The sequence below is a fragment of the Metabacillus schmidteae genome, from assembly GCF_903166545.1.
Lineage (GTDB): Bacteria > Bacillota > Bacilli > Bacillales > Bacillaceae > Metabacillus > Metabacillus schmidteae.
Window position 1 is genome coordinate 1,415,472 of record NZ_CAESCH010000001.1, and the last position, 24,056, is coordinate 1,439,527.

Sequence of the window (24,056 nt, forward strand, 5' to 3'; positions counted from 1 at the left end):
TTTGATTTTATTTTATGTTCTATAGTGAGAGGAATAGGATAGATGGATAGACCAACGATTAAGGATATAGCTAGTATGGCAAATGTTTCAATAGGGACCGTATCAAATGTTATTAATGGAAAAGGACGTTTTTCCGAAGAGACAAGAAAAAAAATAGAAAAAATTATAAAGCAGTCCAACTATATGCCAAATGTAGCTGCTCGAAGCTTGAAGGATAAGTTGAATCCATTGATTGCGTTGGTTGTACCATTCGCACCAAGAGGAGAAATCATCATGAATCCCTTTTTCTCACAACTTATTGCAGGAGTTGAAAGTGGGGCAAGAGATCGAAAATTTCACGTTATTGTAACTGGTTTAAAAGAAGAGCCGGAACTATCGTTTTTATTAGAAAAACATATTAATGGACTAATTGTGTTTGGTGCAAATGATAACCCTGAGCTTTTAGATGATATTCAAAAGTTAAAATTACCTACTGTTTATATGGACAGTTATTTGGCAGACTCAGACCTTTACCAAGTTGGATTGAATGATGAAATGGGTGGGTATCTGGGGACTAAACATTTACTGAACCTGGGCCATAGATCTATTTTGGTCTTATCAGGTAAGGTAACTGAGGTTAATTCAATAGGTCATTATCGTTTATTAGGCTACCGCAAGGCATTGGAAGAGGCTGGGATTGAGTATAATCATGAATTAATTATTCAAAATGAATTTTCAGTAGAGGAAGGTTATCACTCAGTGCAGCAAATGTTGCAATATAAAGATCGGGCAACTGCTATTTTCGCTTTTTCTGACATGGCAGCAATGGGAGTTTTGAAAGCTTGTTATGATTTAAATATTTCTGTTCCAGAGGAATTTTCAGTGATGGGATTTGATGACCTCTACTTCTCGGAATATTTAACCCCAGGTTTAACGACCATAAGGCAGGATATTTATGGAAGAGGGCAATCAGCTGTAAAATTATTAATAGATCAAATTGAAAATAAAAATCCACAGGATCGAAAAATTATTAGTCCAGTTAGTTTAAAAGTACGACAAAGTACAGCACCTATAAGAAAACAATAAAAAGGAGTTTCTAATAGCCTAGTGGCTATTATGCTCCTATACTCACTAATTGATTAAACGTTTAATCATTTTCTGAAACGAGAGGAGTTTTTAATTTGTTAAAAGAAGCTGTTTATCACAGACCGAAAAACAATTTTGCGTATGCATATGACAAGGAAACACTTCACATTCGTCTTCGTACTAAAAAAGGTGATGTAACAAAAGTGTATTTAATTTTTGGAGATCCGTATCAGTGGACGAAGGAAGGATGGAATAATTCTACGAAACCAATGTCTTTAGAAGGATCAGATGAGTTATTTGATTATTGGTTTGTTGCGGTGAAGCCTGATTACCGCAGGTTACGCTATGGATTTGAATTACATTCTCAAAATGAATCTATCGTATATGGAGAAAGAGGATTTATAGATCATGATCCGAAAGATTCGGGGTTTTATTTTTGCTTTCCATTCTTAAATCAAGTGGATGTATTTCAAGCACCAGAGTGGGTGAAGGATACTGTATGGTACCAAATATTCCCTGAAAGATTTGCAAATGGTTGTCCAGAATTAGACCCTAAGGGAGTACTACCGTGGGGAAGTGAGGATCCAAAGCCAACTAGTTTCTTTGGTGGAGATTTTGAAGGGATTATTCAACATATAGATCATTTAGTTGACCTGGGAATTACGGGAATTTACTTTACTCCAATATTTAAGGCTCCATCCAACCATAAATATGACACAATCAATTACTTAGAAATTGATCCTCAGTTTGGAGACAAAAAAACCTTCAAGAAACTAGTTGAAATTTGCCATGAAAATGGTATCCGTGTCATGCTCGATGCCGTATTCAACCATAGTGGTTTTTACTTCGATGCATTTCAGGATATTCTAGAAAATCAGGAAAACTCCAAGTACATAGATTGGTTTCATTTAAGAGAGTTTCCTGTAAAGCCTCTACCCGAACCTAATTATGATACATTCGCATTTACACATATGATGCCGAAATTGAATACTGAAAACCCAGAGGTAAAGGAATATTTACTTAGAGTTGGTCGTTATTGGGTTGAAGAATTCGATATTGATGGCTGGCGTCTAGATGTTGCAAATGAAGTTGATCACCAATTTTGGAGAGAATTTAGAACAGCGGTTAAGTCAGTTAAACCAGAATTATATATCTTAGGGGAAATTTGGCACGACTCAATGCCATGGTTACAAGGAGATCAATTCGATGCTGTAATGAATTATCCTTTTACAGAAGCAGCGTTAGATTTTTTGGCAAAAGATAAAATACAGGCCGAAGATTTTGCACACAAGTTAACAAGCGTACTAACTTTATATCCGAAAAATGTAAATGAAGTAGCATTTAATTTACTAGGAAGCCACGATACTCCAAGAATTTTAACGATTTGCCATGATAGCAAGGAGAAACTAAGGCTTTTATTCTTATTACAGTTATCCTTTTTGGGGACACCTTGTATTTATTATGGGGATGAAATTGGTTTAACTGGTGAAAATGATCCTGGATGTCGAAAATGTATGGTTTGGGATAAAGAAGAACAAGATCTTGAATTGTTTAGTTTTGTCAAAAAGCTAATTTCATTGAGAAAAAGGTATAAGGTATTGGGGAATTATGGGGAATTTGAAATTTTAGAAACAAACAATCGTACGAATCATATTATCTATTCAAAGAAATCAAATGATGAAATGATTATTATTGCAATAAATAATTCAAGTAAAAAAATAGAAGTGAATATCCCATATGACTTTACTGGAAAAATTCCATTTGATATATGGAACAATGAACTGGTAAAAGAAAACTCGAGGATTGAATTGGCTCCATATGGTTTCTCTATCATTCAAGTAAAATAAAAAGCTAGTTCAAAGTGGCGTAGCTGCTGGAAGTGACTTAAGGATCGGTTCCGACAGCATGATAGCTATTCGTAGGAATAAAGGATGAAACGTTTTTATAACAGAGCAAAGCGTAGAACACTATGTAGGTTTTTAAATGTAATTATCAACTGAAAAAATGAATTAGGGAGTGCCATTTGACATGAAAAAAGTATGGTGGAAGGAAGCGGTTGCATATCAAGTCTATCCAAGATCTTTCAATGACAGTAATGGTGATGGAATTGGTGATTTACAAGGAATGATACAAAAACTAGATTATATAAAGAGTCTAGGTATCGATGTCATTTGGATTTGCCCAATGTATAAATCCCCTAATGATGATAATGGATATGATATATCTGATTACCAGGACATTATGGACGATTTTGGTACAATGCAAGATTTTGATCAATTGTTAGAAGAAGTTCATAAGCGGGATATGAAGCTAATTATTGATTTAGTAATAAATCATACATCTGATGAACATCCATGGTTTATAGAATCTAGTTCCTCAAAAGATAGTCCAAAAAGGGATTGGTATATCTGGAGAGACGGTAAAGGTAATAAAGAACCAAATAATTGGGAAAGTATTTTCTCAGGTTCCGCTTGGAAATATGACGAAAAAACCAAACAGTATTTCATGCATATTTTTTCTGCAAGACAACCCGATTTAAATTGGGAAAATCCAGATGTTCGCACAGCTCTTTATGAAATGATTAATTGGTGGCTTGATAAAGGTATTGATGGTTTCCGAGTTGATGCCATTAGTCACATTAAGAAAATTTCAGGATTACCTGATTTACCAAACCCGAAAGAGTTAGACTACGTCCCTTCATATCAAGGACATATGAATCGTGAAGGAATACAAGAGTTTCTTCAAGAGTTAAAAGAGGAAACATTTGATAAGTACGATATTATGACCGTTGGTGAAGCGAATGGAGTATCTACTAGTCAAGCGGAAGAGTGGGTTGGCGAAGAAAACGGTAAGTTTAATATGATCTTTCAGTTTGAGCATTTGGGATTATGGGATAAGGGTTCAAATGGTGGAGTCGATTTACATTCTTTACGTAGAGCCTTAACGAAATGGCAAAAAGCGCTTGAAAGTAATGGTTGGAATGCTTTGTTTTTAGAAAATCATGATCAACCACGGAGTGTATCTACATGGGGTAACGATAAGAAGTTTCATGTTCAAAGTTCGAAAAGTTTGGCAACCATGTATTTTTTAATGCAAGGAACACCATTTATTTATCAGGGACAAGAAATTGGAATGACGAATGTAAAGTTTGAATCTATCAATCAATATAACGATATAGGAATGGTCAACTACTATAATATTGAGACCGCAAAGGGAAGGGCCCATGAGGATGTCATGCAGGTTATTTGGGAGCGCGGAAGAGATAATAGTCGAACACCAATGCAGTGGGATGATAGTGAAAATGCAGGATTTACCTCTGGATCACCTTGGTTAGGAATAAACCCAAACTATAAAGAGATAAATGTCAAACAACAACAAAATAATCCAGATTCAATATTAAATTATTTTAAATGTTTAATTCGACTCCGCAAAGATCATGAAGTATTAGTATATGGAGATTATAACAATATAAATGAAAGACATACCAAGGTGTATTCGTATACAAGAACCAAAGGTGACGATCAAATTCTAGTTATGTGTAATCTTTTTCAAGATCAAATTACATACAAGCTTCCTAAAAAATTAAAATTCACCTCAAGTAAATTATTACTTGCTAACTACCAAAACGATGATACCCTTGGTTATTCTATTAAACTAAGACCGTATGAAACAAGAGTCTATAAGCTAAGTAGATAATTATTTCCATTTTATTTAGAAAACTGTAATTTAATACAAATTATTAGTGGTATATAACATATAAGCTCAAACATTTGTACAAATGTTTGAGCTTAATAATTGTGGTGGTTAGAAAAATAAATCAACATTAACCTGCTGAGAAGTAGGTTAATCTGAAAAGACTAACATTACACCAGTCCACATTTACATTATTTAAAGGTTACATCAATCACCATTACTTCTGATTGACTTCCAATTCTTAATTCCGGTCCCCATAAACCAAGTCCTGATGAGGTGAATGAATGGAGTTGTTCTTTTTGTAAATAGCCCCAGTCATTTTCAAATAATCTGTTTGTAATGAAGTTTGCTGGGAAAAGCTGGCCTCTATGTGTATGGCCTGAAACAATGATATCTACACCACTTTCCTCGGCAGCACCAAGTTCTCTTGGCTGATGGTCAATCATAATCATTGGTTTAGATTGATCTAAATCAGCAACCAATTCGCTAATATGCTTTCGATCTTTTTCAGTGAAATCTTGTCTTCCTACTATATAAAATAGCTCATTAACGTTGATTACTTCATCTTGTAGGAAGTGAATACCGTTTTTTTCTATTTCGGTTTCCAAAGCATCAACCTTATTCTCATAATAATCGTGATTGCCTGGAACCGCATAGACTCCTAGAGGACCTTTTATTTCCTTCATGATATCCCCGATTTTATTAGTTAGATAAGGTTCCATCTCGTTATTAATGATATCTCCAGCAATTAAAACAATATCAGGATTCTGCTCTTTAACAATCTCGACCATTTGCAATAAGTTATGTGTCCCGATTTTTTCACCTATATGAATGTCAGATGCAAGCAGCACCTTTAATTTCTTCATTTCCGATTGCTTATCAATATGTACTTCGTAATTTCTAACGGTTGTATTCCATGCATTATATGAACCATATATAAAGACAAATGCGAAAAATACCAAAACCCCTATTCCAATTTGAAACTTTCCTTTCTTTTTTAATGCAAAGTAAATAATATTTGCAATAGGCAGTACAACAATACTGTACCCAACCACAACCATCCAATAACTGCCAACGGTGTCGAGTATCTTTAAATCTAGTATTCTACCTAGGATAAAAGAGACTGATAAAAAGCCTATTACAGAGAAGTATGTTTTTTTATATGTAAACATAAATTTTGAATTTAACCAAATCCAGCCATTGTAGCCGATGTACATGTTCATTGCAAAGAAGAATAGTAAAAATAAAATTCCGAAAAGTTGCATGTAAAACTCCCTTCATGATGAAAACTATTAACTCTTCCATTTGTAACTTATTCCTTTTAAATTTTCAAGAATAATAAAACAAGTATTGCTATTATCTGGTTGAAAGCAAAAAAAAAACCGGGAAGTCCGGTTTTTTATCGTCCAATTTGACCTGGTAATTTACTGTCATTGTTTTTGGGTGAATTGCTGTTAAAGCCAGTACTATTATTTGAAGTAGAAACACTATTCATGGAACCGCTTGATTGGTTATTGTTTTCATCCATAACTTCTGCGCCAGCTTCCTTTACCTTTCCGCCGATGTCTTTAAGCTCGGATGTAGCTTCCTTGGCAGTCGAAAGAATATCTGTTGACTCCTCTTTGACTTGGTTGACCTGGCCGACAATTTCTCCATTTATCTTTTCATATAGGTTTTGAGCATCGTTGATGGCGTCCTTTAAAATAGATTGGGCTGATTTGATTCGTTCTTGTAGGTCGTTTTTAACACCGGATGGATCATTTTTCACTTGTCCAACCATTTCTATTGTATTGTCTTTCAAACTCTTCGTATTGGAAGCTACTTTCTGTCTCGTGTTTGAGTCAAGCATGGCTAGTGCTCCGCCAATTACTGCTCCCCAAACCATTCCTTTTACTAGCTTTCCGTTCTGTTCTTCTTCGTTTGATGAAACATTCGAATTTTTATAGGAAACTACTTGTGTCATAAAAACCATCCTCCTAAACTAATTTGGTATAGGGTATTGGTTTTTTAATTTCCCGTTTTCTTTCTATTTAAACTTTTAGTGGCATTAAGAATGTGTTTAATAGGTTTTTCCATATAAAAAAGCTTTAAATCTTCTTACAGCTATGCACATCTCTTTTCGATTTTCTTTTCTCTGTTCCAGATAAAAGAGTTACTATTCTAAAGCACACGTTGGAATCAAATTTATATTGATAATATTTTATGAGTTAGAGAAAAATAGTGTTTAGGAAAGGAGGGATTGTGAATGTCTGTGAAAAAGTGGGTAACAGGATTGGTCGTTGTGCTTGCGATGATTGTGGTTGTGACAACTCTAGGCTCACGCGGCGTATTTGCCGAATCCGAAGTTGTAACTCAGCCTATGGAGTCGGTAAAATCGATTGAGGTTGAGTTGAACGATGATTACTTTAATCCGAAAGTTATCACTATTTCGAATGGAACAACCACAACGTTGATATTGAAAAATAAAGGTAAGAAAGAGCATACCTTCACAGTGGAAAAGCTAGAAATTGACGCTGAGGTTCAGCCTGGAAAAGAAAAAAGCATTACCGTGAAACCGAAACAGCTTGGTACATTTGAACTGATATGTCGGTACCATCTCCAGGAAGGAATGGTTGGAAAAGTAATAGTCAAATAGCAAGCAGGTCCAATCAGGACTTGCTTTTAAAAATCTTTAAAAATGATAAAAACGCCGATCCTCTGTATCTTATAGGTTGGCGTCTTTGCTTATAGTAGTGTTTATGTATAGCTAAACTTTCATTTACTTTTTTGCTATGCTTAATTTTTACATTCATCACTCATGTATATAGCACTATAGAATTTTTAACCTAACGGTTGTTAGAACCAGGTGGGACGTAAAAAGGAGGGACTTTAATCCATCCTCGCTTGCGCATTAACTGTTTTAATCTAGTTGCGAAAGCTAATTTTTCTGTTTGAAATTGAATAAACAATAAACCTACATCGGTACGTATCGATTCTGAAGCAGCGCCAGCAGCACGCATAATTAAACTAATAATTTTTAAAGATAATTCGTTTGCAATGACATCATCCGTTAATTTAACACCGGGAGGAACACTGTTAGGTTCTGATATTGGCATATCTTCAGGTGCAGATGGTAATGTAATTCCTTCCTTAATCATAAAATCGTGAAGTCGTTTCCTTTGACTGGTTCCTAGTTTCATGTCTTCTTCAAGCATTGCTTTTAGTTCATTATCTGTTGTGGTATTTATAGCTGCTTGAACAGAAGTTTTTGCTAATTCAAGGCCTGCTAAGTACATCCAGCATCCCATCACTTCTCCTACATGAAGAGGTTGATCTTCATCTTGATCTGTCATGGATTTCATGGCATCCATAACTGTTTCCCATACATTTACCATGCGATCCCTCCTAATTTTTTAGCTTATTTACTTATATTGTTTGTGTCATATGAATTTTTATTCAAAAGTTGAGAATTAGAGACAATTCATCTTTTCGTGTAAAAAGCATCAATTAACTCAACTATACCAGAGTCAAAAAACGTCTAGATAGGGATCTAGACGTTTTTTTAGATATAGGGAACTAACTCGGATAATATATCAACATACATCAACAGAACGTGTAACCTTACCATACAAACTTAGAAGGCGGCACTTTATAATATTTTTTAAACGCTTTAGAGAAGCTATAAGGATCAGGGTAGCCGAGCATACTTGCGATTTGCTGGATGGAATAGCGTTTAAGGTACAATAATTCCCGGGCACGATTCATTTTTAATTGGTAAATGTAGCGTCCTGGTGTCAGACCAATAGATTGCTTAAAATATGAGATAAAATACTTCTCAGACATACCCGCTACATCAGCAATCTCTTCCACTCGAATGGGTTGATGAAGATGTTCATGGATAAAGTCGAATACAGGCTGAAGCTTAACCAAATCCATGGTCATTTTTTGATTCGTTGGATCATGCATGAATTGTCCTCGATATTGGTTACGGCCATACTGTTCTAAAATCTTAGCGATTAAAATCGTCAAACAACCCTTCAATCGAATCCCTGACATTGGGGCATTATGTTTATATTGGTTATACGTATCTAAAAAAAGGGCAAGCTCCTCTTCAACAAGCGTAGTATTAATAATGCCAGAAAGCTGAAAATTGTCTAATATCCTGATATGATCCCCGAGACTAAGATCGAAGTGTGTGAAGATAAATTTGCAACCGGTACTTAAGGTTGTAGCAGTATAGGAAATTTTTGGAGTGAAAAGAATCAAATCTCCCTCTGAAGCGAGATACACCTCTTCTTGAATACGAATTTCAATCTGTCCTTCTTGAATGCACCATAAGTCATAATCCTTATGTTGTCTTCTTTCAATCCAACTATTAGGATGTGCAACTTCACTACAAGAGTTTATTCCCAGCTTGATGAGCTCTGAAAGTTCGTTGAAGATATCTAAACTATTCATCGGTAAAAACACCCCCCTCATACTTTTAGACAAATTATTGATACTTTTAGACATTTCATTATTTTCATATTATATCATAAGAAATTATAAGGATTATCTAATATTACTTTTTGACATGAAGTGATTACTCTCTTACATTTCTAATTATGTAACCGCTATCTATAATTGGAGATATTACATGTATTGGAGGGGATTTCTATTACAATTCAGAAGCCTAAGGTCGTCGTTTTAGGAGCAGGGAGTTTGTTTTTCGGTCGTCAGTGTATTTGGCAAATGGTTCATTCTAAACATTTAAACAAAGGTACTTTGACTTTAGTAGATACAAACGAAGAACGATTAAACAAATTGGTCAATTTAGCCCGAATGGTTGTTGATGCTAATGGAGTAGATTTGAAGATTGAGGGATCAGTTGACCGTAAGGAAGTTCTTCAAGATGCGGATTTTGTTGTACTTAGTTTTGCTAAGGATACGGTAAAGTACAGGGGAATAGATTGTGAGATTTCCGAAAAGTATGGGATACGAATGTGCTCTGGTGATACGATCGGACCAGGTGGAATTTTCCGAGCGATGCGCGAGCTTCCTATGATTATGGATTGTGCAAAGGATATTGAAGAAATTTGTCCTGAAGCCTGGGTCATTAATTATATTAACCCTTCAACGGTAAATGGGATGGCATTAAAAAGATATGCACCGAATGTAAAAACGTTTGCTTTGTGTGATTCACATCATATGCCACATAAGAAAAGGATTTATGCTGAACGAGCAGGGATCATTAAGGACAAAAGTGAGTATTCCGAAGAAATTGACGGTAAATTTGATTTACGAATTGCCGGAGTAAATCACTTCACTTGGCTGTTAAAAGCAGAGTATGAAGGAAAAGATGTCCTTACGCTTATTGCTGAATCATTAAAGCGTTCGGCAGAAACCGAAACAGTAGGTGGTGACACAGGGGCAAAGGCTCTTTACAATGATGCCATCAGCTATCAACTGTATGACATATTCGGCTATGTTCCAACTTGTACGGCACATACAAAGGAATATGTTCCTTATTGGCAAGGGCACGGCAAACTGGAAGATACGATACCGCCATTATCGATTTGGGAAACGGAAGATCGTTATAAGCGCCATGATGAGATGTGGCAGCAAATTGACCGTTTTCTAAGCGGTGAAACACCAATCAGCGAGTATATGGATACATTTGGTCCTGACCATGCGACAGATATTATTGAAAATATGGTGGGCGGATTAGGGAAACCGTTCTACATTAATACACTTAATCAAGGCGCGGTAACAAATATGAATGATGATTCCTTCCTAGAACTTTTATGTGAAGTCACGATGGATGGGGTGAAGCCTTTACCTGTAGGCGATATGCCTCGCGGGATTCGCGGCATGCAAGAGATAGTGCTGGATACACATGAATTAACAGTGGAAGCCGTTATGGAAGGCGACCGCAGGAAGCTTAGAAGGGCTATGCTGACTGATCCTCTCGTTAACTCCATCGCTGATGCTGATCAAATCATTGAAGAACTTTTAGAGTTGGAAAAGGATATTATTCCTGAGCATTGGTATGCAAAGGATCTTGTATAAGCATCTAAATCTTGAATTACATGTTTTGTTACACATTTGCACCTCGGGCTTTAGACTTTACTTGAATTATGTTTCATTCGAGCTAAGTTTTTCAAGGTAACTATAAAAGGGAGGTCTGCTTAACATGCTGATGAAATCGAAAGCGCTATCAGGACTATTTTTACTTCTACTATTTTTACTATTAGTTGTTGGGTGTTCTGGCAATGAGACGTCTAGTGAAGGAAATGAGAAAGGAAAAGAAATTGAACTAAAGGATCCAGAGGACGTAGAATATCCGGATGAAATATCTTATTGGACTGAGTTAGTTCCTAATGTGGCAGCAACATCAAAAAGCCTAAACGATGTAGCAGCATATCAAGAGTTAGAACAGATTACGGGTACAAAGGTTGAGTTTAAACATCCATCAGGGGAAGGTTCGGATATTACGGAACAGTTTAACCTTATGGTTGCATCTGGAAAGTTACCTGATGTTATTGAGTATAATTGGCGGACTGTTCCGAATGGTCCTGATCAGGCGATTCAAGCGGGTACAATTATACGCTTGAATGAACTGATCGAACAATATGCACCAAATCTAAATAAATATCTAAATGAAAACCCGGAAGTTAAGAAAATGGTGACAACCGATGATGGGAATATTTATACGTTTCCATTCCTTCGCGGTGATGAATCACTAATGGTATTTTTGGGGATGATCATCCGTCAAGATTGGTTGGACAAACTTGATTTAGAAGTACCATCAACGATTAGTGAATGGGAGGAAGTCTTAACAGCGATTAAAAATGAGGACCCTAACGGAAATGGTAAAGCAGATGAAATTCCGCTTATGGTTCAGCTTAATGATTTTAAGTATATTGGAGCGTTTGTTGGAGGGTATGGCATTCATGCTCAATTCTATAACGACAATGGGACTGTCAAATACGGGTCAATTCAACCTGAATTTAAGGACTTTTTAACAACGATGAATAGTTGGTATGAGAAAGGATTACTCGACCCGGATTTTTCTGCAGTTGATTCTAAGTTAATGGATGCAAAGGTAACAAATGATCAACTTGGTAGTTTCTTTGGCTTTAGTGGTGGTGGAATTGGGAAATATACGGAATTAATGAAAGAGAAAAATCCTGATTTTAAGCTTATTCCTACACCTAATCCTAGCCTTAAAGAAGGAGAAAAGGCAGCGACAGGTCATCTGGAGCATGCATATTCCGGTATGCATAGTGCTGCCATTTCAGGTACTGCGGAGAACCCGGAAGAAATTGTGAAATGGCTTGATTTTGCATACTCAGAGGAAGGACATATGCTCTTTAACTTTGGTATTGAAGGAGAAAGCTATGAAATGGTAGACGGAAACCCTACTTACACTGAGGAAATTACTAATAATCCAGATGGTTTGCCAATGACACAAGCTCTAGGAAAATATATAAGAGCATCTTATGGTGGACCACTTATTCAAGATAAACGTTATTTAGAACAATACTATGAATTACCTGAACAAAAAGATGCGGTTAAGATATGGGGGGAATCAGCAGAGAATAAAATTAATATGCCTCCAACTACTCTAAATGTTGAAGAAAGTGAAGAATTTAACTCCATTATGAGTGACTTAAACACGTATTATGATGAAACCGTTATCAGATTCATCATGGGTGAAGAGCCGCTGGATAATTTTGATGATTTCGTTGAAACATTAAAAGGAATGGGGATTGAAAGGGCAATTGAACTTCAACAAGCTGCTCTAGATCGTTATATGGAAAGGTAATTTAGTGTTTCTGCTGTTGTGTTGGGAGATTCTCAACGCAACAGCATTTTAAACATGCTTATATTATGGAGAAAGGGGTGGAGTAATGGCGAAATTGGAAAAGGAAGTTACAACGTTTAACTCAAACACTAAAAGTAGCTTAAACACAAAATTTAATAGCTTCATAGAGAATGTCATCAAAGATTTCAGAAGAAACAAAGTGATCTATTTAATGGTTTCTCCGGTGGTCCTCTATTATATTATCTTCCAATATGGACCTATGTATGGATTACAAATTGCTTTCAAAGATTACTCACCAGTCCTTGGTTTTCTTGGAAGTCCGTGGGTAGGTTTTGATCACTTTATCGAATTTTTTAATAGTTACTATTTTGGGAGACTCTTAACAAATACCATTCTTCTTAGCCTTTATAGTTTGCTTTTTGCCTTTCCTGCAGGAATCATCCTGGCCTTATTACTGAATGAAGTGAGAGGCAGAATATTCAAACGAACAGTTCAAACGATTACCTACATGCCTCACTTTGTCTCATTGGTCGTTATCGTCGGTATATTATTTGATTTCACAGCAAGAGACGGTGTGGTAAATAGTATATTAGTATCTTTATTTGGCATTGAACCGATTGCTTTTATGAGAGAAGCCGAATGGTTTAGAACCCTTTTTATCGGATCAGACATTTGGCAAAACGTTGGATGGAGTTCTATTATTTTTCTCGCGGCGATGTCAAATATTGATCCAGCGTTGTATGAAGCTGCAAAGATGGATGGTGCCGGCCGCTTTAAACAAATGATTCATATTACATTACCGGGAATTATGCCAACAATTGTTATCTTATTAATCTTGCTTATTGGAAAGTTTATGACAGTTGGTGATGAGAAAATCTTATTAATGTATAACCCGACAACCTACGAAACGGCTGACGTAATCGGAACCTATGTATACAGAAAAGGGATCCTGGAGAGTAACTTCAGCTACAGTGCTGCTGTTGGTCTATTTAAGGCGGTCATTGCCTTTACGTTACTGATCATAGCTAACGGTATAGCAAGAAAAGTTGGAGACACCAAATTGTGGTAGGAGGGATACATGATGAAAAAGACACTGGGAGAGCGTTTATTTGATTATGGGAATATCATTTTTCTCGTTTTTTTATCAATCATCACGCTATACCCACTCCTTTATATTTTATTTGCATCCGTGAGTGATCCCACTTATGTTGCCCAAAATAGAGGGATAATGCTTGCACCAAAAGATTTCACCCTTGAAGCGTATACATTGGTATTTAAAAATCCAATGATTGTGACGTCTTACCTTAATACGTTGTTCTATGTAGTGATTGGTACAACTCTAAATATTTTCCTAACCTCTTTAGGTGCCTATGCGCTTTCTAGAAAAAATGTCATGTGGGCGAACTTGATTATGTTTATGATTGTTTTCACGATGTTTTTCGAGGGAGGACTTATCCCTTCTTACTTGCTCGTCAGTGAATTGAATATGATTGATACTCGTTGGGCGTTAATTTTCCCAACAGCAGTTAGTGCGTTTAATCTCATTATCATGCGTACTGCCTTCCAAGGTATACCGGCAAGCTTGGAAGAGTCAGCTCGTATTGATGGGGCAAATGACTTTACGATTCTTTTTAAGATCATTCTACCACTGTCACTACCTGTAGTCTCAGTTATGATTCTTTTCTATGGTGTGTATCATTGGAACTCATGGTTCCCTGCGATGATCTTCTTGCAGGATCGGGAACTTTTTCCGGTTCAGCTCATCTTACGTGAAATTTTAATTGCAAACGACACAAGTAGCATGACATCTGGAGTTGGTACAGTAGATGCTATTCCGATTGGCGAGACTGTAAAGTATGCGACTATTGTTGTGGCAACATTACCAATTCTTTGTTTATACCCGTTCTTACAAAAGTATTTTGTTAAGGGTGTAATGATAGGTGGAATAAAAGGTTAATAGATTTGAGTTGTTACAAATATTGGTTGATATTTAATAGTTCGAGGTTAGGTTTAATTACCTAACCTCTTTTTGTGTTATAAATCAATACCGAACCGAAGTTTAGAAATAACTTGTTAAAAGAAATGGCCGAATCATGATGACAAAAATAAGACAGGAATTATCAACCTTGTAATTTAGATTACTAACTTAGAAGGATCGTTGATATAAAAATCTGAAAATACAATAAATAAACGGTTTACATCATTAATTAACGGTGATATTATGATGGTGTGGTAATAAATTTTACAGAATAAATTATAGTTGTTATTTTTACTACACCATTAATTGGTCATTTTTTTAAATGTGTTTTGTAATCGTTATCAATAAAGTAGATGATTCGCGATTATCATGAAAATCATTTTGTAAAGGGTGTCTTATAGTGAGTAATAATGCTGAGCTACTATCTAAAGAAGTAATAGAACGTGCAAAAAAATTAAACACAACCGTTCTTACAGATGCACTCGGTTGTACTGGGGCAATGGATTATAGAGTGAAGCCTGTAGCTGCAGGGATGAAGGTTGTAGGGACAGCTTTAACAGTTGATTTAAGAGCTGGTGATAATTTGTTTTTACATCAGGGGATTTACTGTGGTGGTAAAGGGTATGTCCTTGTCGTTGATGGTAAAGGTCACACTGAAAATGCTTATCTCGGTGAGTTAATGGCTGCAGCAGCCAAAGCAAATGGTCTAGAAGGAATCATTGTTGATGGACTTGTCAGAGATAAAGAAATGCTAGGTGAAATTGGTCTGCCGATTTTTGCGAAAGGCTTCATTCCTAATGGACCATTTAAAGACGGCCCGGGAGCTATTAATATCCCGATATCATGTGCTGGCGTTTCTGTACACCCTGGAGATTTAATAGTAGGAGACGAAGATGGAGTTACAGTTGTTCCTAAGGACAAAATTGAGGAAGTACTTAGAAAGGCTGAAGATAAGTTAGTGTATGAAGAAAAGCGTTTACAAACGATTAATAGCTTTATAGAGAAGAGTAAGCAAGAGAATCTGGATGGAAAGAGTATAGCACCGGGTTGGTTAGCAGATAAAATGAAACAATATGGATATTGATTGAGAGGGGAAACAAAATGAATTTGGGGTTTATCGGTTTTGGAGAAGCAGCTTTTGAGATAGCTTCAGGATTAAAAAAATATGAAAGTTTAATGGTTACTGCATATGATCCACTTTGGAATGTAGAGGAGTTTAGTTCTTTAATTTTAAAGCGGGCTAACGAAGCAAATGCAACATTGGTTGAATTTCCTGAATTAGTTTTAGGAGAAGTAGATGCAGTTATCGTTGCTGTACCGGCAGATAAAGCGCTTGATGTTAGCAAACAACTTAAACCATACATTAAAAACGAACTTATCTATATAGATGTGTCAGCATCAGGACCTGATATAAAGAAAGAGATAGCATTAAATGTTAATGAAAAAGGCGGGAAATTTGTAGATGCAGCAATGATGGGACCTTTACCTGTGTACAAACATCAAGTTCCAATTCTAGCTAGCGGAGATGGCACAGATATTTTCCTGGATTTAATGAAAAATTATGAAATGAATATGACAAAGGTAAGTAATACTCCGGGTGAAGCTACCGCAGTAAAGTTAATAAGAAGTATTCATATGAAAGGTATTGCCGCTTTATACCTTGAGCTTCTTGAGGCGGCCCATGAATTTAACGTGGAGAAGCTTGTCATTGATTCAATTAGTGAAACAATGAATGGTCGTTCTTTTGAAGAAACGATGAACAGACTTGTAACAGGTACTTCCATTCATGCTCTAAGACGATCAGTTGAACTTGGTGGAACGATTGATATGTTGGATACAGCTAACGTTGATTCAATAATGTCTCAGGCGGCGAAGGTTAAACTAGAAAGATTAGCTGATTTCAATTTAAGAGAGAAATTTAAAGGGGAAAAACCAGAGCATTGGCAGCAAGTCATTGAAGCTTGTAAAGTAGTAAGTTGACTAGAAAAACACAATGGTGACAGCTGATTAAGTGTAATTATGCTGTTACCTTTTGTAAAATATACTTCATGTGAGGTGTTGGTATGGGGATCGGAATTTGGGCATTAATCCTATTTATTGGAATTATAGTATGTTGGAATCTTGTCTTAAAAAGAAATATTGCTGAAGCGATGTTAGCGGGATTTATCGCTACTTCATTATTCGGGGGAGCAAATGCGCTTGATTTAATGTGGAATGGACTTGTATTTGCAGGAACAAATGATGTTCTTTATGCTTCAGTTGCCTTTGTCTTTATGGCCTATGTTATTGACCACACGGCTATTATTAACAGCCTGGTAAAGATTTTAAACTCGCTTTTAGGACGTCTTCCCGGAGGAGCTGCATATGTTGACACAATTGCATCTGGAGTTATGGGAACGCTTGCAGGATCGAATTCAGGGAATACAGCAACAACGGGTTCCATAACTGCTCCATGGATGGTTCAATCGAAGTTTAGTCGAGAACTGTCGGCAACGGTTGTTGCGGGGAATGGAGGACTTGGTGCAGCACTTCCTCCAAGTGCTTCAATGTTCATCATGTTGGGGTTTGCTCCTATAGGTGCAGTAGTAGCTGAAGGAGATTTATATGTTGGTTTATTCATTGCGGGTGTCTATCAGATTGTTTATCGAATCTTTTTAATCATGTACTTTGTTAAACGGGATAATATTAAAGCGATTTCTCCTGAATTTATTCAACCACTCAAAGAATCGTTACGTACAGGGTGGAAGTCAACATTGATCTTTTTCGGTGCAATCATTCCAATTGTAATGACAATTGGTCCTTTAGCAGAAGGTTTTGAGAATAATCCAGCTATCGGTGCAGATGCTTTAGATAGCATTTCTCTTATAACGTGGATTCCTATTTTGATCATTATGATCAGTTCATTAGTAGGATGGACAAAGCTGCCAAAAACAAAGCCTGATTGGATGAAGTTTCTTAACAATGCGATTCCTCGGTTTTCAACAATTGGTGCATTACTTGTTTTTGCCTATGCGTCAAGTCAAGTTTTGACAGAATTAGGTCTTGCGGAAGATTTAACATCATTAATGGAATCTATATCTATTTCTAAATGGTTAATGGTATTAATCATTGCGTTACTTGTGGCACTTGTTGCAGGGCCATTATCTTCGACAGCAACGTTGACTGCAATTGGTATGGTTGCGTTTGCGGCGATGGTCTCTGCCGGGGTTGATCCACTATTAGCAGTAGTAGCTATTCTTGTATTTGCTTCTACAGAAGGGGCGTCACCACCAGCATCTGGATCGATTTTTATAGCAGCATCACTTGCTGGTGCACAACCTGAAAAAACATTTATGCCACTAATTATGTATTACGTAATTCCAATCTTGTTAATCGGCTACTTGATTGCAATGGGCATTCTACCGCTACCGGTGTAAAGGAGGAGAGAGATAGTGAAAAATATATTAATCTTTTTATTCAAATTTTGCCTCATCTTGTTCTTACTTGGTGGTACATGTTTAGTCTTTGGTCAATTAGCCGGATTGATTTTCCAAAATGGAGATCTCGTTATAAAAACGTGGGATATATTTGCGAATCCTACCTTTATATTGAGTGCCATGGCGGGAGTAATTGGTTATATTCTAGGGTATTTTCCAAAGGAAAACATAGCAGAAGAGCACATAGCCACTTCTCAAGAAGAAAATGGAGAAATGAGAAGTGTTCAATAAATAGAAGGGAAGGCAGACTTTTTTATGGGGTCTGTCTTTTTTTGTACCTGAATTTTGAATTCCATTAATTCTCTTTAGCATTTTTTACAAAAAAAATGAAAAATGATATTATTCCTTTATAAAGAAAAGGTGGAAAATATACAACAAATTCTTGTATGGAGAGAGAAAAATGGAAAATCCGATAGTAAAATTACAAAAGAGAATATCAGAATTAACAGAATCTCAACGTAAAGTAGCTGATTATATCATTAAACATCCACTTGATGTAGCATTTTTAACGATTGATCAATTAGCTGGTGTAGTGGGGACGAGTACAACTACTATTATGCGTTTATCATTCAATATTGGTTATTCAGGATATACAGAATTTCAAAAAGGTCTCCAGGAAATTTTAAGAAATCAAGCCGCACCGCAGACTAGATTAGAAGCTAATATAAAAGGGATTAGTGAAAATAACTTGTGGAGTCGTTATGCGGAGAAACAAATTAATAATATTCAAGATACGTTGGATACGATTACACCTGAATCACTTGAGAAAACACTAGATCTAATTAATTCGGCAGAAAGAATTATTTGTACGAGCGTTCGGAGCGGACTTCCAGTTGCTCAGTATTTAACACATGGACTGAACCGCCTTTTAGGAAATACACATCTTGTTGTAGCGGATGTAAGTGATTGGGTCGATAGTGTGGTAAATATGACTTCTAAAGATTTACTTATTGCGATAAGTTTTCCGCGTTATGCAAGAAGGATTATAGACTTTGCAAAATCAGCAAAAGGTAACGGTATGCAGGTTATTTCGATTACTGATAGTTATTCCTCACCACTTGTCGAACATTCTAATTTGATTCTTCCATGTAATTCCAGTAGTATTGCTTTCCATAATTCTGCGGTCTCTTCTATGTTTGTTGCAGATTATCTAATAAGTGCCATTGCAATAAATAATCCGGAAAGAACAACAGAGCGACTTGATAAAGTAAATTCAATTTTGACAGGCATGAATTATCATTCCTTGAATTAATCGCGATATTTTTAGCGAAAAGGGGCAGACACCTAAAAACAAAGGATTCTGTTTGGTGTGCTTTTCTTAAAATACGTGCAGATATGACAGTGGAATTGCCATTGTTATTGGTGTATAAAAAGGGAAAACTCGACATAGATGAAATGGCGAGTTTCTTTATTAGGAATACAAAACACTTATTTATAAAAAGTCTCACTTACTATTATGAGGATGTCTTGTCCTGAATCGAGTAATCAGCAAAAGGAAAATAAGCGGAGATTTTCCGGGTATATGCAGGATGGAGCTCGTTTCGGGATAAATAAGGGGAGGTTTTCCGATTATGCAAAGCAAAATCTCCCTTTTTCGCATTTCTCGAGTCAATAGGCGGAATCTCTCCGTCTATTTATGCTTTTTTTAATAATAATATACTACATAAGGGGAATTTTTCCGTCTATTTTTTCAACTCAGGTACTTTCCCTTTTCCCCCAACCGATAAGGCAAACTCTGAACTTAATAAAATTTAATTTTCCTCAGAAAGTAGGAACACCTACTTAAATACTCATTTCCATTCGTCATTCTTAAATGGACTTTCCCGGGCATACCCACTATCTATTTGTAAATATAAAACCCAACTTTTAGACATACACCTGTTAAACTATTATACCAGTTGTATTTATGTGTATTATCGAATGTTACTATTTGACATGAAGTGCTTACTCTCTTGCATTCCATATTTATATAAGTTTTCTATAATTGTAGATAACTAATCTTATGGAGGAAATTTATGAATACGAGATTATTTCAAAATCACATTATACGTAAAGAAATTTCACTTGATCCTGTCTGGGATTTTCATACCTTAAATTCAGATAATGAAAAACAGGAGAAATTCAAAATGCTTGTTCCAGGTTGCTGGGAAAGCAATCCTAGGCTTTCGTCTTACAAAGGAAAAGCGGTTTATTCTAAAAAAGTAACCTTTGGCGGTAATGCCCGTTTAGTATTCAAAGGAGTCAGCCACACGGCACATGTCTACTTGGATAAGAAACAGGTGGGATACCATTATAATGCCTATACAGAATTTAGCGTATTAGTAGAGGATATACCATATGGTGAGCATCTGTTGGAGGTTAAGGTAGATAATTCGTTTCACGAGGAATCCGCTCTGCATGTGAGCAATGATTATTATTCATACGGTGGAATTACGCGCCCAGTTGTCATGGAAGAGATTGGTGAAATGTTTATTGAAAATGTTCACTTTATTCCATATCGGGAAAATGGGAAATGGTATGGATCCATCAGTTCCACGGTAAGAAATCTGTCCAATGAGCAACAGAATGTAACTCTGAACATTAAGATCGGAGATGAGGAGGTTTCCTTTTCTGACAAAGTCCTTCAGCCTAATGCTAAAACACTATTGGAGAAGACCTTTGAATTTCCATTGGCAATTACATATACATTGGAAGATCCTAAATTGTATATAATGGACACTAAGCTTTTGTACAATGATAAAGTAGTGGACGATATCATTGACAGAGTAGGCTTTCGGGAAATAAAAGTCGACGGAAAAGATATTTTGTTTAATGATGAAAAAGTTATCATTAAAGGGGTGAACCGTCATGAAGACTATGCGGAATTTGGATGTGCGATTCCCATTGAAGCCATGTATCGTGATATCGAACTGATTAAATCATTAGGTGCAAATTGCATTCGTACCAGCCATTATCCTAATGATGAACGTTTCCTGGATTTATGTGATGAAAACGGGATACTAGTATGGGAAGAGTCTCATGCTAGAGGATTAAATGAAAAACAGATGAGACACAAAAACTTTGAAAAACAAAGTTTGGATTGTATAAAGGAAATGATTGAAAACCATATTAACCATCCATCTATCTATGTATGGGGGATTTTAAATGAATGTGTGAGCAACACAGAGTTTGGAAGATCATGCTATGCTAAGCAGTTTGAGCTTATAAAGAGTCTGGATCCAAGTCGTCCGGTATCCTTCGCCAGCCTTGAAGCTCATATAGGCTCAGATTTGTGCCTGGATTTGGTTGATATTGTATCTTTTAATATCTATCCGTACTGGTACCATGATACACCAGTAAAAGATTGTTTGAGCACTCTTAAAAATTTCGTTAATCGTACTGGTGGAGCAGGTAAGCCATTACTGATTAGTGAAATAGGGGCGGGTGCAATCTATGGTCATAGAAGTAATAATCAGGAGAAGTGGACGGAAGAATATCAGGAGTATGCTTTAGATGAACAAATAACTTCCATTTTATCCGATGAGGATTTAAGTGGAGTGATCATCTGGCAGTATGCAGATTGCAGGGTAGACAAGGGCTGGTTTCATGGAAGACCAAAATCGCAGAATAATAAGGGATTAGTAGATCGTTATCGAAGAGAAAAGCTTGCTTATCATAAGGTGAAGGAAATATTCCATTCTCATCAGAAGTAGTTAGTGTAAATGTATAAAATTGCTTCAAAGGAAAAGAGGCTCAATCCTTATTTGAAAAAGGGGATTGAGCCCTCTTAAGTGGGTATTAGTATGAAAAAGTTACATCAGCCATGACCGGGTAATGATCACTAGGGAATTGTCCGTTTTTATAATCATTTAAGATTTCAATTTTATGTGTAAATACGTTTCCTTTCGCAAGAACCCAATCAATTCGTCTATCAGGTCCACCACCAGTCACATCATTGAATCCATTAAAGGTTCCGAGGTTTTCATTGATTCTAACTTCAGCAGTATTAAATAAATCAACAAATGCCTCTTCACTTGTTAGTGTTTGGTGTGGAACACTATCAGGGCTTGTATTAAAATCGCCTGTTAAAACAATCGGAAGTTCTGCATCAAATTCTTTTATCTTCTCAATAATTAATTCAGCACTCTTTTCTCTAGCAGTTGCAGATTGATGATCGAAATGAGTATTCACAACATAAAAGCTTTGCTTGCTCTTTTTATCAAGGAATTTTGCCCACGTTACCATACGAGGAATATTGTTACCCCAAGACTTGGATCCAATTACATCCGGTGTATCTGACAGCCAGAAGTGATCGTATTCTATAGGAGAAAATTGCTTTTCATTATAGAAGATAGCGGAGTATTCGCCTTTGCTTCCTCCCTCTCGACCTAAGCCAACCCAGTTATAATTTTTCAAATTCGTTTCAAGATCTTTTAGTTGTTGATATAAAACTTCCTGAGTACCGAAAATATCAGGTTGTTCCTTGCGGATGAGTTTTTTAATAGCCGGAACTCTTTCTGCCCAAGTATGAGGTGATGGATCATTATTATTTAAATATCTTAAATTATAAGTCATAACCTTTAAATCTACCTCAGTGGCTTTTCCTGATTTTTCAGAAGCCAATACATTTGGTGTTGCTGCAAAGGTACTAAAAACCAACATTGTGACCATTGCCAAGCATAAAACAGGGTTTAAAACTTTTTTCAACTAGATCTCCTCCTTGTTATGTAGTACACAAAAAGTATAACGATACAATGTAAACACTTTATTAAAGACAGGTTTATTATTCATGAAGGCTGTTTTAAAGAGGAGAAGTAAGTCATATCAAGGGTTTAAGAGGAATAAATGAGAAAATTGGTCTGGGTAATTTTAGAAATTTGTAAATATTTCTGCGATGTACTACCTATTGAAATTTATATTTTAAAATTATTTCTAATAAATATTACTTTTCTATCAAGGGGATGTAGTTAATTTTATATCCAATTTACTATAGTTACTATGTTGTTAAATCGCTTACTCAGTGCAAAATGTTTTGATAAAGTTGAAAATTAGTTCGTTTCATTTCGCTGCAGTCACTCGCTTTCCGCGGGGAGGAAGCTGAGCCTCCTCACTTCCCGCAGGAGTCGAGTGTCTTCCGCTCCATTCCACTATAGAGTAAAAAAACAGTATTATAAGCAACAATCCATACGAAAACAGCCCAAATATTAACCAATCTTCTAGTAAAACCAAACTGAATAGTAAAGATATATAAAAAGGAAAGGAGAATAAACTCCTTTCCTTTCAAATCAAAGTGCAGATTAATTAATTTCAACCTTAATTCCATATTCATTAAAAGCATTTATCATTGCTTCTTTTGCTGCTTCTTCATCATCACCGTGAATTTCTAATTTATACTGAGTAGAATTAGACATTAAAGATACAGTTAAGCCAAGAAAACTCTTCACATCAATAATTTTGCCTTCTGCATGCAAAACAATACTTGACTTAAAGTTGTTTGCAGTGTTTACAATAGAAGCCATTTCTTTCACATTAATTGTCCCAGATTGTACAGCACTTGCCAACTTCGATGCATTGGACGCTCTTTTATTAAAATCCATTATTCATTTCCTCCTTGAAAAAGGTCGATATTTAAGGTTAAGTATACCATTAACTATTTGAGCTGTGAAAATGCAATAAAAATTAACTTTTACCATTAGTAGTATAGTTATTTCTTTTTTTTTATTCTATGTATTCGATACTTTAATAAACATTTATAGGAATGACTTGAATTAAGAGAAATTAAATATGTGGAGGGAAAGAAGACTGTCACAAGGCAAACCAATTTGATATTGATTGTACGTACAAATTGTAGTATTATAGAGATGTAATTTCAAATATATACGAACAAGATGGTTTGTTTTTATTTTACTACCAGAAAGTATAAAGTTTTATGGATGATAGTTTAAGAAAAATTAAGGCTTGCTCCGTTAGTTCCTGGTGATAAGCCAATTATATCAAAAAACAGCAATTATTGGTAAATGTAATGTTAAAAAGTTAGGATTATGTAAGCGATTACTATAGTGAGCTATTAAATTTTGAA

Annotated in this window: 20 protein-coding genes; 14 read left to right on the forward strand and 6 right to left on the reverse strand. The window is 35.9% G+C overall.

Annotated elements, in window-relative coordinates:
- The first annotated feature begins 42 nt into the window (after window positions 1-42).
- The 3 genes from HWV59_RS06820 to HWV59_RS06830 all read left to right on the forward strand — a co-directional run bounded on the left by HWV59_RS06820 (window position 43) and on the right by HWV59_RS06830 (window position 4,761).
- Window positions 43-1,065 (forward strand): LacI family DNA-binding transcriptional regulator, encoded by a 1,023-nt coding sequence (locus tag HWV59_RS06820; protein ID WP_102232530.1) that lies wholly within the window; start codon window positions 43-45, stop codon window positions 1,063-1,065.
- A 95-nt stretch (window positions 1,066-1,160) separates the two neighbouring features.
- The gene (locus HWV59_RS06825; RefSeq protein WP_175638394.1) at window positions 1,161-2,912 is read left to right on the forward strand and encodes an alpha-glycosidase; all 1,752 of its coding nucleotides are present in this window, start codon (window positions 1,161-1,163) and stop codon (window positions 2,910-2,912) included.
- A gap of 181 nt (window positions 2,913-3,093) precedes the next feature.
- Window positions 3,094-4,761 carry a glycoside hydrolase family 13 protein gene (locus HWV59_RS06830; protein ID WP_175638395.1) on the forward strand — a complete coding sequence of 556 codons (1,668 nt, stop codon included), beginning with the start codon at window positions 3,094-3,096 and terminating at the stop codon, window positions 4,759-4,761.
- Window positions 4,762-4,949: 188 nt separating this feature from the next.
- On the opposite strand, the gene HWV59_RS06835 is transcribed toward HWV59_RS06830, so the two are convergent.
- Both HWV59_RS06835 and HWV59_RS06840 read right to left on the reverse strand, forming a co-directional pair.
- Window positions 4,950-6,023 carry a metallophosphoesterase gene (locus HWV59_RS06835; protein ID WP_175638396.1) on the reverse strand — a complete coding sequence of 358 codons (1,074 nt, stop codon included), beginning with the start codon at window positions 6,021-6,023 and terminating at the stop codon, window positions 4,950-4,952.
- A gap of 134 nt (window positions 6,024-6,157) precedes the next feature.
- A complete protein-coding gene (locus tag HWV59_RS06840; RefSeq protein WP_175638397.1) occupies window positions 6,158-6,721 on the reverse strand; it encodes a YtxH domain-containing protein in 564 nt (187 codons plus the stop codon).
- Window positions 6,722-7,003: 282 nt separating this feature from the next.
- On the opposite strand from HWV59_RS06840, the gene HWV59_RS06845 reads away from it, so the two are divergent.
- Window positions 7,004-7,393, forward strand: coding sequence for a cupredoxin domain-containing protein (locus HWV59_RS06845; protein ID WP_102232535.1), 390 nt, complete (start codon window positions 7,004-7,006; stop codon window positions 7,391-7,393).
- A gap of 190 nt (window positions 7,394-7,583) precedes the next feature.
- Here the strand turns inward: HWV59_RS06845 and HWV59_RS06850 are convergent, their stop codons facing one another.
- Both HWV59_RS06850 and HWV59_RS06855 read right to left on the reverse strand, forming a co-directional pair.
- Window positions 7,584-8,132 (reverse strand): DUF3231 family protein, encoded by a 549-nt coding sequence (locus HWV59_RS06850; protein ID WP_102232536.1) that lies wholly within the window; start codon window positions 8,130-8,132, stop codon window positions 7,584-7,586.
- Window positions 8,133-8,358: 226 nt separating this feature from the next.
- Window positions 8,359-9,195, reverse strand: coding sequence for an AraC family transcriptional regulator (locus HWV59_RS06855; protein ID WP_175638398.1), 837 nt, complete (start codon window positions 9,193-9,195; stop codon window positions 8,359-8,361).
- 192 nt (window positions 9,196-9,387) lie between these two features.
- Between HWV59_RS06855 and HWV59_RS06860 the strand changes: the two genes are divergently transcribed.
- From HWV59_RS06860 to HWV59_RS06905, 10 genes are all read left to right on the forward strand, one after another.
- Window positions 9,388-10,785 (forward strand): family 4 glycosyl hydrolase, encoded by a 1,398-nt coding sequence (locus tag HWV59_RS06860; RefSeq protein WP_407941618.1) that lies wholly within the window; start codon window positions 9,388-9,390, stop codon window positions 10,783-10,785.
- 124 nt (window positions 10,786-10,909) lie between these two features.
- Window positions 10,910-12,544, forward strand: coding sequence for an extracellular solute-binding protein (locus HWV59_RS06865; RefSeq protein WP_235991676.1), 1,635 nt, complete (start codon window positions 10,910-10,912; stop codon window positions 12,542-12,544).
- A 211-nt stretch (window positions 12,545-12,755) separates the two neighbouring features.
- Window positions 12,756-13,613: an ABC transporter permease gene (locus tag HWV59_RS06870; protein WP_235991805.1), complete on the forward strand. Its 858-nt coding sequence runs from the start codon at window positions 12,756-12,758 to the stop codon at window positions 13,611-13,613.
- 9 nt (window positions 13,614-13,622) lie between these two features.
- Window positions 13,623-14,501, forward strand: a complete 879-nt coding sequence (locus HWV59_RS06875; RefSeq protein WP_175638401.1) for a carbohydrate ABC transporter permease — start codon at window positions 13,623-13,625, stop codon at window positions 14,499-14,501.
- Between the two features lie 421 nt (window positions 14,502-14,922).
- Window positions 14,923-15,606 carry an RraA family protein gene (locus tag HWV59_RS06880; RefSeq protein WP_175638402.1) on the forward strand — a complete coding sequence of 228 codons (684 nt, stop codon included), beginning with the start codon at window positions 14,923-14,925 and terminating at the stop codon, window positions 15,604-15,606.
- A gap of 17 nt (window positions 15,607-15,623) precedes the next feature.
- Window positions 15,624-16,502, forward strand: coding sequence for a DUF1932 domain-containing protein (locus HWV59_RS06885; protein WP_175638403.1), 879 nt, complete (start codon window positions 15,624-15,626; stop codon window positions 16,500-16,502).
- An 83-nt stretch (window positions 16,503-16,585) separates the two neighbouring features.
- Window positions 16,586-17,938 carry a TRAP transporter large permease subunit gene (locus HWV59_RS06890; protein ID WP_175638404.1) on the forward strand — a complete coding sequence of 451 codons (1,353 nt, stop codon included), beginning with the start codon at window positions 16,586-16,588 and terminating at the stop codon, window positions 17,936-17,938.
- Window positions 17,939-17,953: 15 nt separating this feature from the next.
- A complete protein-coding gene (locus HWV59_RS06895; RefSeq protein ID WP_175638405.1) occupies window positions 17,954-18,229 on the forward strand; it encodes a hypothetical protein in 276 nt (91 codons plus the stop codon).
- Window positions 18,230-18,398: 169 nt separating this feature from the next.
- Entirely contained in the window at window positions 18,399-19,250 is an 852-nt protein-coding gene (locus tag HWV59_RS06900; protein WP_175638406.1) for a MurR/RpiR family transcriptional regulator, read from the forward strand.
- 763 nt (window positions 19,251-20,013) lie between these two features.
- Window positions 20,014-21,690 (forward strand): glycoside hydrolase family 2 protein, encoded by a 1,677-nt coding sequence (locus tag HWV59_RS06905; protein ID WP_175638407.1) that lies wholly within the window; start codon window positions 20,014-20,016, stop codon window positions 21,688-21,690.
- Window positions 21,691-21,775: 85 nt separating this feature from the next.
- Here HWV59_RS06905 and HWV59_RS06910 read toward each other — a convergent pair whose 3' ends face one another.
- The gene (locus HWV59_RS06910) at window positions 21,776-22,684 is read right to left on the reverse strand and encodes an endonuclease/exonuclease/phosphatase family protein (RefSeq protein WP_235991677.1); all 909 of its coding nucleotides are present in this window, start codon (window positions 22,682-22,684) and stop codon (window positions 21,776-21,778) included.
- Between the two features lie 590 nt (window positions 22,685-23,274).
- Window positions 23,275-23,574: an HPr family phosphocarrier protein gene (locus HWV59_RS06915; protein WP_235991678.1), complete on the reverse strand. Its 300-nt coding sequence runs from the start codon at window positions 23,572-23,574 to the stop codon at window positions 23,275-23,277.
- Window positions 23,575-24,056: the final 482 nt, after the last annotated feature.